The sequence below is a fragment of the Bacillus sp. ISL-46 genome, assembly GCF_018613205.1.
Map to the genome: position 1 here is coordinate 123,753 of NZ_JAGGQR010000009.1, position 13,611 is coordinate 137,363.

Sequence of the window (13,611 nt, forward strand, 5' to 3'; positions counted from 1 at the left end):
TTGAATAACTTTTCGAAGGGAGGAATCCCACTGAAGGATGCAAGGGTAGCGGTAATTGGGGTTGGTACAATGGGCAGTATGGCCATGTGGCAACTGGCACGAAAAGGAATTACATCTGTCATTGGATTTGAACAGTTTTATCTTGGACATGATCGCTCTGCAGCAGGAGGAGAATCAAGAGCATTTAGGACGGCCTATTTGGAAGGAAGCAAGTATGTTCCGCTCCTCATGGATTCCCGCCAACAATGGCGCGAATTGGAACAAGACACCAATACGGATCTCCTTACCTTGAATGGAGGTCTAATGATTGGCAACGAACAGCATGAGTCGATAAAAACTATTTTGGAGTGTGTTCGTACCTATGACTTAGATCACGAAATCATTGGGCCGGCACAAGCGAAAGTGTATTATCCTCAACATCCTTTAAACGATGGAGAGGTGATGATTCTAGATAAGCAGGCCGGATTTATACGGCCAGAACGCTCTGTCCTAACGGCAGCAAGAAGGGCTGAGGAATTAGGGGCCACTATATTAAGGAAAGCGACCGTCCAAAATATAATTCCTCATTCAAACGGTGTAACCGTTATGGTCGATGATAGGGCATATGAGTTTGAAAAAGTGATTGTTACAGCTGGACCTTGGTTAGATAAATTGCTGCCTGCCCTAAAAGACAATTTTGAAGTTAACCGCCTTTTATTGACTTGGTTTACATCAGAAAAGATAAATCAATTCCTGCCAGAGCGATTTCCTATCTTTGTCCGTTTTTCGGAGGAAATTAATTTATTTGGAGTGCCTTCATTGGATTGCAGCATGGTGAAGATTGCACCTGTTAGTGATCGAGGTGATGGGCCTGTCATAAATCCAAATTCCATGGACCGGAATGTGCCGCTTCAAGATATCGAAAAACTGATTCAAGGTGTCAAAAGCTGCTTGCCAGACCTGATTCCTGAACCGGTAAGAGTGGCCGCGTATATGGATGGCTATACACCAGATCATGCTCCTCTGGTTGGATTTCTGCCAGGAAATGAAAATATCATCGTAATGGGCGGATTTTCAGGGCATGGGTTTAAGTTTGCGCCTCTAATGGGCAGGATTGCGTCTGAACTCGTCCTGACAGGTGAAACTCATTATGATATCGATTTTATGGACCCAGCCAGATTTTTAAAAGAAAAATCCAGTCTGTAAAAAAGCTGGATAATTGAAAAAAGCTTGTCGATCTCTCAATTATAAGAGATCGACAAGCTTTTTAATCGTTATTATAAAAAATGAATCTATGACCCATAAAAACATTTCCTTTTATTAGGAGTTTTTAAAGAAAAGTTGGACTGAGTTCAAAATAAAGTCGATTTTCTCTTGATTAGTTAGCGTTTCATTTTTTTCTTTTCTTAGAAAAGACCGGAATCTCTTTTCGTGGTAATCTGAAACCAATGAATAAAGGAAAAGGATAAATTGATTATCCAATAAAAAAGATAACACTTTTTCATCAACTGAAGAATGAATTTCTCCTCTAGCTTTTGCTTCTGAAACCATGTTAAGTATATAAGCGCCTGACTCCATAAAAGCATCATGTAACTCTTGAGAGAAATTTTCCATATTGTTCGAGCCGAGATTCGCATAAACTTTTATGTAGTTAGGGTATTTGGAATGGAGGTTTTCAATCTCCTCTAAATACTCCCGAACTGAAGTAAGAAGTGAGTGATGAATATGTGTATACTTCTGATATAAATGCTCAACTAAAATATTTTGGCATTGATTCAATACCGCTAAAAATACTTCCTCTTTATTGGAAAAGTATTTATATAAAGCGCCATTGGAAATATTGGCTTTTTGACAAATATCTTTAATACTGGCTCCATAATATCCTTTCTCGGCGAAGCATTCGGCCGCGGAGTCTAAAATATGAAGTTGTTTTTCGCTGGGTAATTTTTTGAAAGTATTCAATGTTCTCACCAACCCCTCATCAAAGCATTAAACCGTGAGGCTCCAAAAATACGGGTATTTTAGTACACTCAAAAAGGTCAAATTTAAAAAAGGCCACCTTTTTCATCATAAATCGTAAAAATATCGTAACTATCACAAAACCTCTAAATACTATTTCCGACCAAGGAGATGAAAATAATGGCATATATTTTAATTGAATCATATCCAAGGAAAAAACGGAAGTCGATGTGTGAAAATTGTTAGAAGTTCCAGAGCTGGTCATCGTGAAGGCAACTAATTTCTTCGAAGAGAGAAAAAGTACAAAGTTTGACTATCCTAGATTTTTATTGTTCCTATTTTTGAATCCAGTTAATATCTTTATGGCACTATAATATTTATAAATAGGAAATAAACTTATATTTTATTGGAGTGACCATAATTGGATATTGAAAATACGCAAAAAGTCACATTTAAGTTGGAGAATGGCAAAGGGAAGCTTGAAGTGAAAGGGGAAATTATCGGGGAAAGCCGAATCCCATTTTTTGATGATTTAAAGTTTAAAGGGATAATTGCTTTACTTAATTCCATCGATAAACAAAACTTTAATGAATCAGAGAATCCTCAACTATTTGATCATTTTATCAGGGAAATAGAAGAGACAATCGATGAGATGAAAAAATATGACCAATTTCAGGGGAAACTTAACTGATCCAAGTATTTTCAAAATCATCTTAAAATATTTGGGTTTGTTATAAGAGGAGATCAGATGCGCAAAATTAAGCCGCAATCAAGCAAACACGAGATTTACCTCTCTGCTAATCATCAAACGATGGAGGCCATTTGTCATCTCCTAAAAATAAAACACCGCGATGTCAGAAGTTCGTAAAATAATGAGCGGGGAAACCATTCATAATTAAAATTTTAATGTACAAAATATTCAAAAAATATTGACAACGGAGGGAAATCACGGTAAATTATGTATTAATAGTAAATATAGTGTAAGGTTATAAAGTTATAATATTATAAATTAGGTGTGATTTTATGAAAATAGATAAACATAATCATGTTCCTCTCTATCGTCAAGTGGAACTGGTATTAGAGGAAAAAATTAAATCCAAGCAGTGGGATATAGGTTATCAGCTGCCAACTGAACAGGAATTAGCTGATCTGTTTGATGTGAGTACCATTACGGTCAAACGGGCGGTCATTGAATTGGTAAACAAAGGGTATCTTTACCGGCAAAGAGGGAAAGGTACTTTTGTAGCGGGTTCCACTAATGAACAAGATATTAATGCGTTCTTCTCCTTAACAACAGAAGAAGAGGAACATCCGCATGAATTACTCGGTTTTTCGATTGAAAATGCGGAAAACGAGGTGGCAGAAAAACTAGAATTGCAGCCTGAAGCAAAAATCATTAAGATCAAGCGTTTAAAAATTGAGAATGATGTTCCAGTTGCACTTGAGTACTCGTATCTGCCCTATGTTCAATGTCCTGGCCTGACGCCAAATGATATAAATAATGAACTTATCTACAATATTCTGAGAAATAAGTTTCATATTTTGTTAGGAAGGGCTAGGCTATTAATTAAGCCGTATATTGCTTTAGGTGAAATGGCAGAATGGCTTCAGGTTGAACCAGGTACGCCTGTGTTTGAATGGGAGAGGTTTACGTATACCAAGCAGGAAAAGGTAATTGAATACTCGAAATTTTATGTACGCCATGATCAAGTTACCTATTATACTGAGATTCATTTTTAGATAAGAATAAATGTATAATATTATAACTTAATAGATTATAATATTATATTTTTTTGAAAGCGCTTATCTGAAAATTTAAAAAATTACATCAATGATTACTAAAATAATTTAAAAGGAAAGGGAGGAAAGTCGAGTAGCTAAAGTATTGCCGCATATGATAGATATCTATATTTGAGGAGGAGTAATGATGAAAAAAAGAAAAGTGTCGTTAGCTCTATTAATTATTCTTGTTCTGGGTATTATTTCTGCGTGCAGCAGCCAAACGGGCAATTCGTCTGAAAAATCAGCAGGTGAAGGCGGAAAAACATTAGTATTTGCTGCCTACGGTGGAAGCTATGAAAAAAAGATGAAAGAGACACTTATTCCAAAGTTTGAAAGGGAATACGGTGTGAAAGTGAAGTATATTACCGGAAGTTCTGTTGATACACTGTCAAAACTTCAGGCACAAAAGGATAAGCCGCAAATCGATGTCGCTTTCATGGATGATGGACCGCAGGCTCAGGCAAAAGCTTTTGGTTTACTAGCACCATTAGATGAGAGTATTGTGACAAACCTGAAAGATGTCTATGATATTGCCAAAGATAAGGACAAGATCGGAGTTGGTTTTGGGATTATTACGACGGGATTAGCTTATAACAAAGATACCTTTAAACAAAATGGCTGGGAGCCGGTTAAATCCTGGAATGACTTAGCAGATCCTAAGTTTAAAGAAAAATTAGTTCTGCCATCCATTGCCAATACGTACGGAGTGCATATGCTTCTCATGTCAGCTATAGCAAACGGCGGAAGCGCGCAGGATATTGAACCTGGATTTGAAAAAATGAAGGAAATTGCTAAAAACGCAGTGACATTTGATAAAACCGCTGATGTTTCTAACTACTTCTTACAAGGTCAAACAGTTGCAAGTGCGTGGGGAAGCAGCCGCGTGTACACTCTGCAAGATACAGGATTCCCAATTGAGTATGTGATTCCAGAGGAGGGTGCCCCTGCACTTATGGCAACGGTTAGTGTGGTAAAAGGCGCTCCAAATGAAGAGCTGGCCCAAAAGTTTGTTAATTTTATGTTAAGTGAAGATACCCAAGTGGAATTTGCAAACGCTTTATTTGACGGTCCTGTCAATAAAAACGTGAAACTAGATGGGGATATTACCAAGAAGATCGTTTACGGTGAAGATGAAATTGCAAAGCTTGTTAAAGTAGATTGGGAGTATGTCAATACAAAGAGAGCTGAATGGACAGAGAGAGCAAATAAAGAAATTGAAGTGACCCACTAATGAAGGGGTGAAATGATGAGCTATTTATGCCTTGAAAACGTAGTAAAAACCTTTAATAAAACAGAAGTTGTAAAAAAGATGAACCTTGAAATCAAGCAGGGAGAGCTTGTTTCTTTCCTTGGGCCATCAGGCTGCGGAAAAACAACTACCTTAAATATGATTGCTGGGTTTCTAGATGTAGACGGCGGAAGAATCGTGGTGGATGGGAAGCCTGTTCACCTGCTTCCTCCTAATAAAAGAGAAATGGGCATGGTTTTTCAAAACTATGCTCTCTTTCCCCACATGACCGTATTTGATAATGTTGCCTATGGTTTAAAGCTTCGCAAGGTTAGTAAAAGCGAGATTCATACCCGTGTTACAGAAGCGCTTGAGATGGTCCGGCTGGCAGGCTATGAAAAACGCTATCCAAAGGAGCTGTCCGGTGGTCAGCAGCAGCGTGTTTCACTAGCAAGAGCACTCGTGATCAAGCCGAAAGTTTTGCTTCTTGATGAACCATTAAGCAATCTGGATGCCAAACTCCGTCAAGAAATGCGTGAAGAAATCGTGGAAATTCAAAAAAAGGTTGGGATTACCACCATTTTTGTAACCCATGATCAGGAAGAGGCACTTGCGATTTCAGACAGAATAGCGGTTATGTATGAAGGCAGAATTGAACAGGTCGATACTCCAGTGGCCATTTACAACCACCCTCAGACTGATTTCGTCTCTAGGTTTATTGGCGAAGTAAACCAGATTCAAGGTCAGGTGCTCGAGGCACTAAGTGATAATCAATGTGTAGTGTCTTTGGACGGCTATGAGCAGGTTCTATCGGTTCACCAGCCGAAGGATTCTGTGATTGACTTTTATATTAGGCCTGAAAAAATACAAATTTCGATAGAAAATAGTGATGGTCTTCAGGTTAGCGTGGAAAGGAAAATGTTTTTGGGTGCGAAAACCCGGTACATTTTAGTAAACAAGGAGAAACAATTCATTGCTGATATTTCCAATGTTGCGTTAAATCCTGATCTGGTTCAAGAGGGGAAACATGTATGTATTAAATGGAATCCAGAGGATTTATTAGCTACCAAAAAGTGAGGTGACTCTATCCAATGCAGGCTGAAACAGCGTATCAGGAACAGGAACTGCTATTCAGGGAGAAAAAAAAGCATTTAACGAAAAAAAAGCTTGATTATTTGCTTTTATTACTTCCGACCCTCGGTATTTTTATTTTCTTCTTTTTGCTTCCGTTGTTCTTCCTTTTTATCACAAGCTTTAAGACTTTTGACGCAGCAAGCGGGATTGGCAATGACTGGACGCTACAGAATTATATTAAATTTATTACAGATAAATTCTATCTTGGGGTTGTATGGCGGACGGTCAAAATAGCGCTGATTACTACACTGGCTGCGATTGTTATTTCGTTCCCAGTAGCCTATCAAATTACAAAAGCAAAGGGAAGGATTAAGAATTATTTAACCCTTTTAGTTCTGTCACCCCTGTTAATCAGCATGGTAATCCGTTGTTATGGCTGGGTCATTTTGTTGTCCAATAATGGAGTGGTCAATCATACGTTAATGAATTTTGGGTTGATTGATAAACCATTAACCTTGCTCTATACGGAGTTTAGCGTGGTCATAGGAATGGTGCACGTGTTATTTCCTTATATGGTGTTAAGTATTATGGGTTCGCTTGATAGAATCGACCCTTCTGTAATCCGAGCTTCACAAAATTTAGGTGCCAGCTCGATTCGAACCTTCTTTTCCGTCATCTTGCCTTTAACGCTGCCTGGAATATTTGCTGGTTCCGTTATGGTTTTTAGTTTAGGCGTGAGTTCCTTTGTTACTCCTGCGATTCTAGGGGGGCCTCAGGTAAAAGTGATGTCATTCCTTACATATGAACAGGTTGGTATCATGCTGAATTGGCCTTATGGGTCGGCTATTGGGTTCCTATTAATCTTTATTGCCACTATTACCATCATTATTTATAGCAAATTGCTAACTAGTTCCAAAAAAGGGGTGGCCATTCAATGAGGAAGGCATTACCAAAATTCGGCTTAAATTTCTTTTGTCTGCTCGTCTACATCTTTTTGGCTGCCCCGATTGTCGTTGTTTTATTGTCTTCCTTGACAACTACCGAGTTTATCGTGTTTCCTCCCAAAGGGATCACATTAAGGTGGTATGTCGAATTAATCAATCATCCTGAATTTATGCAGTCCTTCATGCTCAGTATTAGCGTAGCATTTGGTACGGCAATCCTTTCAACGATTATCGGAACGATGGCTTCTATTGCTGTTGTCAGATACCAATTTAGAGGAAAAACAGCCATCATGCAATTAGTTGGTTCACCTCTCTTGATCCCTTCCGTTGTATTTGGGGTGGCTCTTTTGCAGTTTTATTCCTGGATTGGTTTGGCCGCGAGCCCGGCAGCTTTAATTATTGGTCATATAATCTTAACCATCCCCTTTGTCATGCGCCTGGTTGTTGCCAGTTTAGTAGGCTTCGACCGCACGATTGAACAAGCGGCCATGAATCTAGGGGCGGGAAGCCTCAGGGTATTTTTTCAAATTACTCTTCCTATCATTAAATCGGGTGTAATAGCAGGAACTATTTTTGCCTTCATTACCTCTTTCGACGACTTAACCGTTGCCCTATTTATTGTCAGTACCGATGTGGTTACGCTGCCAGTGCGAATTTATACCTATATGCAATATCAGTATGATCCTATCATCACATCTGTTTCTAGTATCATGATTCTTTTAACAGTCGTATTAATGGTCGTTATCGAAAGAGTATTAGGCGTAGGAAAAGTATTTGAGTCGAAAAATTCATAAGAAGGTGTTTTTATGCACATTAAACATCATCCCGTATTAGGGGAACAGCTTCAAAAACAAGTAACAATCTACTTTAATGATGAACCGTATAAAGCTTATGAACACCAATCCGTCGCTGCAGCATTGTTAGCCAATGATATAAAAAAATTAGGGCAGAGCAGGAATTTAATCCAGCCAAGAGGCTTGTTTTGCTCGCGGGGCAGATGCTGCAGCTGCTATATGACCGTAAATGGAGAGGATCATGTACGAACCTGCATGACGAAGGTCGAAGAAGGCATGAAGATTTATCCGAATGATGGAGATCCAGAAGTAAGGAGTGAATGCCGTGGAGACTGATGTTCTAATTATTGGTGCTGGTCCCGCAGGTCTTACCGCTGCTTTGGAAACAGCATCAAGAGGCTTAGATGTAACCATAGTAGAAGAATCTCTTTCAATGGGCGGACAATTGATTCAACAGACCCAGGTCCTTCATTCGCTGCCTTCTTCCTATCAGCCTATGCGCGGGTTTGAGCTGGCTGGACTTTTAACGAAACAATTAGAAGACAACTCAATTCGTTGTTTGCTAGGTCATCGTGTGATTGGCTTTTACAAGGATGGAAGTGTTGGTCTTTCGGATGAGGTCAATGTATTTCCTCTTAAAGCGAAAAAAATCATCGTGGCTACGGGTGCGGCTGAAAATGCCCTTGCTTTTCCGAAATGGACGCTTCCGGGAGTCATGACCATAGGTGCAGTCCAAACCCTAATAAATCGGGATTTTGTGATACCTGGTAAACATGCCGTTATTTTAGGATCCAGTGACTTTGCGATGGATGTTGCGCTCCAGCTTTCTGAGCTAGGTGTACAGATTAAGGGGATAATTGAAAAAACTCCAAGCTTAACGGCACGGGATGCAGAAAAAGGGGAAGAGGTTCGAAAAAAAGGTATTCCAGTTTATGTAAATTCCTCCATCAAGGAAGCCAGGGGAATTGGTAAGGTAGAGGAAATTGATATCGAGCACGGAGAACAGATTCTTACCGTAAGTGTTGATGTCGTATGTATAGATGGCGGCCGGTCGCCTATTCTCGATGTTTTTTACCAGCTTGGCTGTTCATTCAGTTATCAAATAGAACTAGGAGGCTGGATCCCGCAATACAACAAATCTTTACAAACAGACCGGGAAGATGTTTTTTTAGCGGGGAACGCTGCCGGGGTCAGTTCTCAGGGAGTTTTACTAACAACAGGTATGATCGCCGGGGTTAATGTTTCTGAATCCCTGGGAGCTATCAGTAAGCAAGAGGCCGATATCGAGACCATGTCTCTATGGAGAGAACTCGAAATTCTTGAGACGAAGCTTCATCCAGATGCATGGAAAGCAAGAATGCAGCATGTTGAAAACTTTGAACATCCCGTCCTTAAGGACCAATTTATCTCTTAGATCGAAGAGATTAAGAGACTAGAAGGTGAATAAATTGGATAAAACCACGATTATTTGTCGATGTGAAGAAATCAGTTACGAAGAAATCGAGGAAGTCATTTCGAATGGCGCCAAGAGATTTGATGATATTAAAAGAATGACACGCTGCGGCATGGGACCATGCCAGTCAAAAATATGCAATAGCCTGGTGGCCACTATAATTCATGAGAAAACAGGCATATCTATCCATGAGATTCCACTGCCGCGTATGAGGATGCCGTTAAGTCCAATTAAGCTTGAAACCCTAGCAACGAATAGTACCTCATTTTCTACGGTGAAATCTGTTTTAGATGAGGTGGAGCTAGAGGATGGGAAGGTGAGATAAATGGAAACTAGTTATGAAACGATCATTATCGGGGGAGGGGTCGTCGGAAGCAGCATCGCTTATCACCTTTCGGAACGAAAAAAGGAAGGAATTCTGGTACTGGATCAAAAATTCCCTTTGTCGGGAACTTCAGGTTCCACACAAGCGTGGGTATGGGTTCATAATAAAACACCGTCTTGGTATGCAGAGTTTAATATGTACAGTGCCGAACTTTATCCTTATTTATCAAAAAAAATTGGGGATGTAGAATATAAACGGACTGGCGGACTTTCCCCATTTTTTAATGAAGACGATCGTAAAAAAGCGTTACGGCTTGCGGAGGCCTACAAAAAAATTGGCATCAAAATTAAGGTTTTATCCCGTGAGGAGGCCTTAGAAAAGGAACCATCGCTCAATCCGGAGGTTGCAGGCGCTACGTATAGTTCCATTGATGGCAACGTAAATCCTTTTCGGTTAGTCGATATGTATATGAGGGCGGCCCAGAAAAATGGAGTTCAATACTCTACTTATAATAAAGTAACGGAAATTCAAAAGCTTCCTGGGAAATTCATTGTTGTCTCACAAAAGGGAACGTTCGTTTGTAAGAATCTTATTCTTGCTGGCGGCACCTGGTCAAGAGAATTAGGAAAATTAGTAGATATCAACATTCCGGTCAACCAGTTAAGAGGACAGATTCTTGTTACCGAACCCCTAAAACCATTTTTACATTATACCATCAGCGGGTTAAGACAGGCCTTTAATGGCGAGGTATTAATCGGTTATTCAATGGAAGAAGAAGGATTTAACAGAGCAACCACATTGGATGTCATTCAAGAAACGGCTAATATGGCTGTTCACTATGTTCCGCAATTAAAAAAAGCAAAGGTTGTTCGCGCTTTTTCAGGAATTCGAGCCATGCCGGAAGATGGTTTTCCCATTCTGGGGAATATCCCGGGTATTGAAAACCTTTATGTGGCAGCTACGCATAGCGGGGTAACTCTATCGCCGCTAATAGGGACTCTTATGACAGAGTTAATTCTGGATGGGGAAACTTCAATCCCAATTGATCGCTATTCCATCAGCAGATTTGATTTGGCCCTTAGATAAATTAGTGTCATAATTTATATAATAAAAATTCAGCAAACCCTTATAGGAGAGATTTGTATGCCACATTTAATCATTAGAGGAGTTTCAGTGGATCAGGTAAAAACGGTTAGTACTTCATTAGTACAAGATTTGGCGGATTTATGTGCATGTGGAACGGACAATTTTACCTTAGAAATTGTCCATTCTACCTATGTATTTGATGGCAATGAAGTGCCGGGTTACCCATTAATTGAAGTAAAATGGTTCAATCGCGGTCAGGAAATTCAAGATCAATTTGCCAGCATTGTAACCAAACATATTCAAGCACTCGAATTTCCAGAAGTAGAAGTCGCTTTCAGCACATTTCAGGAGTCCGCTTATTATCTGAACGGAAAGAGTTTTGCCTCATCGTGACATAAAAGATTTTTATTTATTAGAAATAACTTTTAGTAAAAAAATGGCGTTCCTAAACTAATATCAGTTTAGGCACGCCATTTTTATAAAATTAATGAAATCAATTGAATAATCATGCTATTTTTTTAAAACATTAACACCGGGTTCCTTGACGGAACCGGTGAAGCTGCCATCAAAACGGAAGTGGCTCGAAAGAAGATTGAACTAGAATACACTGTTTGAGAGGGAGTATCGCAATGAAATTTACTAGATTTACTAAAGGTTCGTCCGTTTACACAGGTGTGATGTCTGAAAACACGATACAAGAAATTAATGGAGATATTTTTGGCGATAATTGGGAGTATACAGGACAAATATTTTCTGTAACTGATGTGACACTGCTGGCGCCTATAAAGCCAAACCAAATTATTGGAATTGGAGCAAACTATGTTTCTAAATTTGAAGACCGACCTTCAGAGCTTCCAAAAATTCCGGTATTCTTCTTTAAACCAATATCCTCCGTTATTGGGCCTGAGGAAGATATCGTCATTCCGGAAGGGATCGAAAAGGTGAAGTTCGAATCAGAGTTAGCCATTGTCATTGGTAAGGAAGCTAAAAATGTTCCTGAATCAGAAGTGTTGGATTACGTGTTCGGATACACGGTTGGAAACGATGTAACAGCTCCTCAATTTTTTCATCAGGACGGGCATTGGACCATTGGTAAGTCCTTTGATACCTTCACACCACTAGGGCCAGTTATTGAGACAGAATTAAATCCATTTGCTGTGAAGGTGGAAGCAAGACTGAATGGTGTGGAGAAGCAAAATAGTGCAACCGAGCTAATGATTATTCCTATCCGAAGAATGGTATCCTATCTGACAAAAGTGATGACACTTCAGCCGGGGGATGTCATCCTGACTGGCAGTCCGGTTGGAGCAGAGTTTGTCGGTGCTGGAGATACAATTGAATGTAAAATTAAAGAGATTGGGACATTAAGCAATTCATTTGTATTGGCAAAAGAGCAAGTTAAATCTTAATCATACTAAATAAGTGAATATGTTCATTTATGGGCATTAAGTTACTCCAATCCGAGGCAGGTCTAACAATTAATTAATAAAAGTAATATTCATCACCCAGATGGAATTTGTTATAATGGTGTCAAGAAGGGGGTGCTTAACGTTGGAGAATCCTTCGAGATTGTCTGGTACTTCTGCCACTCATGCAAAGCCTAATATGGAAAAGGCGATACTTTGCATGGGGCAAAACTAAATTAAATACTTATCGCCTATTTCATCTCTTGGCTTTGCACCTTATTTAATCAATTAATAATAAGGGGCTGGCAGTCATGAAATATGTAAATGCAAGCAACATTTTACCTGAGAATCTTATTAGAGAAATACAAAAATATGTACAGGGGGAAACTATTTATATCCCTAAGCCGGAAATGACTTATCGAAAATGGGGTACCCTTAGCGGTGGAAGAAAGCTCCTTGATCAGCGCAATTCCAATATAAAAAGCGCCTTTATTAGCGGTACAAGTATTCAGGATTTAGCGGATGAATATTTCCTTTCAATAGAAACAATCAAAAAAATAGTGTATTCAAAGCACGGATGATTCGTCCGTGCTTTTTTATGTATTGAACATTTCTAAGTTAAATTTTACATTTTCCCATCCAGCGTTATTATTTAAAATAAATGTAAGGAGGGTGAACGTATGACCGAAAAGTACATAAAGAACGCTGACTTTAATTTTATTCTTAAACAGGTAGCACTGATTAAAGATAGCTACAAAAAGAATGCTGCCCCAAATGTAATCCAGGCCGTAAAGGATCTAGCGAACATGAAAATAATAGAACTATTTCCTAATGCAACGAATGAGCAAAAGGAAATGTTAGATCTTTCTGCACTTAAAACCGACCAAGAATATGACAAATACATTAAGCAGCTTCAGGAGTATCTGTTACCATTTCCAAAAATCTCTGAAGCACAAATGAAAAAGATGTTTCCCAAAAATAAAAAATTTAAGCTTCCTGATTTAGACAAAATGAATCTACATCAACTTACGTATTTAAGCTGGGTGGATATCAGCACAAATAAGAAGTTAATTGTGTTTGAATTAGATGAGAAGATGGTTGGGATTGAATGCAAATATACATTGCTTAGTAAGCATAATATCTGTTCCTTCTGTAATCGATTTGGCCAGGTTGCCTATATCTCCACTGTTACTAAAGCAAAAAAGCCTAAAAATCCTGATTACTATAAAGCGATAGGAAACTATATTTGCTTTGATAGCACAGAATGTAACAAGAAAATTACCAATGTCGATTACTTAACAACTTTCCTTCAAGAATCGTTGGGAGAAAAAACAAGGGATTTTGTCGAACCTACTTATTAATACTAATTTATATGTACTATGTGAACATAAAGATTTCATTGTGCAGCGGAACTATTATCTTTCTTAGCTTGTACTTAATAGCTTCTGTAAAATGCGCGTTTGCACCCAATATATATTTTATCATTGCTAGAATCATTGCTTACGTATCCGGTATTCTTTTGTCTATCAGAATATTACGGTGTATCTCAAAACCTTCGTAAATTTAATCTGCGAGGGTTTT

Annotated in this window: 16 protein-coding genes; 15 read left to right on the forward strand and 1 reads right to left on the reverse strand. The window is 38.8% G+C overall.

All coding sequences use genetic code 11. The annotated features are described in order from the left end of the window. Positions 1-1,185 carry an N-methyl-L-tryptophan oxidase gene (gene solA, locus J7E67_RS03885; RefSeq protein ID WP_285291914.1) on the forward strand — a complete coding sequence of 395 codons (1,185 nt, stop codon included), beginning with the start codon at positions 1-3 and terminating at the stop codon, positions 1,183-1,185. 114 nt (positions 1,186-1,299) lie between these two features. Here the strand turns inward: solA and J7E67_RS03890 are convergent, their stop codons facing one another. Next, positions 1,300-1,941, reverse strand: a complete 642-nt coding sequence (locus tag J7E67_RS03890; protein ID WP_214731045.1) for a TetR/AcrR family transcriptional regulator — start codon at positions 1,939-1,941, stop codon at positions 1,300-1,302. A gap of 418 nt (positions 1,942-2,359) precedes the next feature. Here J7E67_RS03890 and J7E67_RS03895 point away from each other — a divergent pair, with 418 nt between their 5' ends. From J7E67_RS03895 to J7E67_RS03960, 14 genes are all read left to right on the forward strand, one after another. Continuing rightward, on the forward strand, positions 2,360-2,629 hold the full coding sequence (locus J7E67_RS03895; protein ID WP_214711616.1) for a hypothetical protein: 270 nt from the start codon (positions 2,360-2,362) through the stop codon (positions 2,627-2,629). 332 nt (positions 2,630-2,961) lie between these two features. Beyond that, on the forward strand, positions 2,962-3,678 hold the full coding sequence (locus tag J7E67_RS03900) for a GntR family transcriptional regulator (RefSeq protein ID WP_214711614.1): 717 nt from the start codon (positions 2,962-2,964) through the stop codon (positions 3,676-3,678). A gap of 187 nt (positions 3,679-3,865) precedes the next feature. Then, the gene (locus J7E67_RS03905; RefSeq protein ID WP_251026552.1) at positions 3,866-4,951 is read left to right on the forward strand and encodes an ABC transporter substrate-binding protein; all 1,086 of its coding nucleotides are present in this window, start codon (positions 3,866-3,868) and stop codon (positions 4,949-4,951) included. Positions 4,952-4,966: 15 nt separating this feature from the next. After that, a complete protein-coding gene (locus tag J7E67_RS03910) occupies positions 4,967-6,025 on the forward strand; it encodes an ABC transporter ATP-binding protein (RefSeq protein WP_214711610.1) in 1,059 nt (352 codons plus the stop codon). Positions 6,026-6,039: 14 nt separating this feature from the next. Further along, complete coding sequence (locus J7E67_RS03915) at positions 6,040-6,960, forward strand: ABC transporter permease (protein WP_214731046.1); 921 nt, start codon at positions 6,040-6,042, stop codon at positions 6,958-6,960. After that, entirely contained in the window at positions 6,957-7,760 is an 804-nt protein-coding gene (locus J7E67_RS03920) for an ABC transporter permease (protein ID WP_214731047.1), read from the forward strand. Before J7E67_RS03915 ends, J7E67_RS03920 begins: the two co-directional genes overlap by 4 nt. A 12-nt stretch (positions 7,761-7,772) precedes the next feature. Next, positions 7,773-8,096, forward strand: coding sequence for a (2Fe-2S)-binding protein (locus J7E67_RS03925; protein ID WP_168243807.1), 324 nt, complete (start codon positions 7,773-7,775; stop codon positions 8,094-8,096). Beyond that, positions 8,086-9,174, forward strand: coding sequence for an NAD(P)/FAD-dependent oxidoreductase (locus J7E67_RS03930; RefSeq protein WP_214711606.1), 1,089 nt, complete (start codon positions 8,086-8,088; stop codon positions 9,172-9,174). The genes J7E67_RS03925 and J7E67_RS03930 overlap by 11 nt, the downstream gene beginning before the upstream one ends. Positions 9,175-9,199: 25 nt before the next feature. Beyond that, a complete protein-coding gene (locus J7E67_RS03935) occupies positions 9,200-9,538 on the forward strand; it encodes a (2Fe-2S)-binding protein (protein WP_308161344.1) in 339 nt (112 codons plus the stop codon). Then, positions 9,539-10,624 carry an NAD(P)/FAD-dependent oxidoreductase gene (locus tag J7E67_RS03940; RefSeq protein ID WP_214711602.1) on the forward strand — a complete coding sequence of 362 codons (1,086 nt, stop codon included), beginning with the start codon at positions 9,539-9,541 and terminating at the stop codon, positions 10,622-10,624. 57 nt (positions 10,625-10,681) lie between these two features. Next, positions 10,682-11,017: a DUF1904 family protein gene (locus J7E67_RS03945; RefSeq protein WP_214711600.1), complete on the forward strand. Its 336-nt coding sequence runs from the start codon at positions 10,682-10,684 to the stop codon at positions 11,015-11,017. Between the two features lie 236 nt (positions 11,018-11,253). Then, on the forward strand, positions 11,254-12,033 hold the full coding sequence (locus tag J7E67_RS03950; RefSeq protein WP_214711597.1) for a fumarylacetoacetate hydrolase family protein: 780 nt from the start codon (positions 11,254-11,256) through the stop codon (positions 12,031-12,033). A 308-nt stretch (positions 12,034-12,341) separates the two neighbouring features. After that, complete coding sequence (locus J7E67_RS03955; RefSeq protein ID WP_214711595.1) at positions 12,342-12,611, forward strand: CD3324 family protein; 270 nt, start codon at positions 12,342-12,344, stop codon at positions 12,609-12,611. A 99-nt stretch (positions 12,612-12,710) separates the two neighbouring features. Continuing rightward, positions 12,711-13,391, forward strand: coding sequence for a FusB/FusC family EF-G-binding protein (locus tag J7E67_RS03960; protein ID WP_214731048.1), 681 nt, complete (start codon positions 12,711-12,713; stop codon positions 13,389-13,391). Positions 13,392-13,611 lie beyond the last annotated feature (220 nt).

What these genes read in the sequence shown, in the direction of transcription:
- J7E67_RS03920 (WP_214731047.1), top strand. Translation starts at nt 6,957, where the DNA reads ATGAGGAAGGCATTACCAAAATTCGGCTTAAATTTCTTTTGTCTGCTC.
- J7E67_RS03945 (WP_214711600.1), top strand. Translation starts at nt 10,682, where the DNA reads ATGCCACATTTAATCATTAGAGGAGTTTCAGTGGATCAGGTAAAAACG.
- J7E67_RS03905 (WP_251026552.1), top strand. Translation starts at nt 3,866, where the DNA reads ATGAAAAAAAGAAAAGTGTCGTTAGCTCTATTAATTATTCTTGTTCTG.
- J7E67_RS03955 (WP_214711595.1), top strand. Translation starts at nt 12,342, where the DNA reads ATGAAATATGTAAATGCAAGCAACATTTTACCTGAGAATCTTATTAGA.
- J7E67_RS03910 (WP_214711610.1), top strand. Translation starts at nt 4,967, where the DNA reads ATGAGCTATTTATGCCTTGAAAACGTAGTAAAAACCTTTAATAAAACA.
- J7E67_RS03900 (WP_214711614.1), top strand. Translation starts at nt 2,962, where the DNA reads ATGAAAATAGATAAACATAATCATGTTCCTCTCTATCGTCAAGTGGAA.
- J7E67_RS03925 (WP_168243807.1), top strand. Translation starts at nt 7,773, where the DNA reads ATGCACATTAAACATCATCCCGTATTAGGGGAACAGCTTCAAAAACAA.
- J7E67_RS03940 (WP_214711602.1), top strand. Translation starts at nt 9,539, where the DNA reads ATGGAAACTAGTTATGAAACGATCATTATCGGGGGAGGGGTCGTCGGA.
- J7E67_RS03950 (WP_214711597.1), top strand. Translation starts at nt 11,254, where the DNA reads ATGAAATTTACTAGATTTACTAAAGGTTCGTCCGTTTACACAGGTGTG.
- J7E67_RS03960 (WP_214731048.1), top strand. Translation starts at nt 12,711, where the DNA reads ATGACCGAAAAGTACATAAAGAACGCTGACTTTAATTTTATTCTTAAA.
- J7E67_RS03915 (WP_214731046.1), top strand. Translation starts at nt 6,040, where the DNA reads ATGCAGGCTGAAACAGCGTATCAGGAACAGGAACTGCTATTCAGGGAG.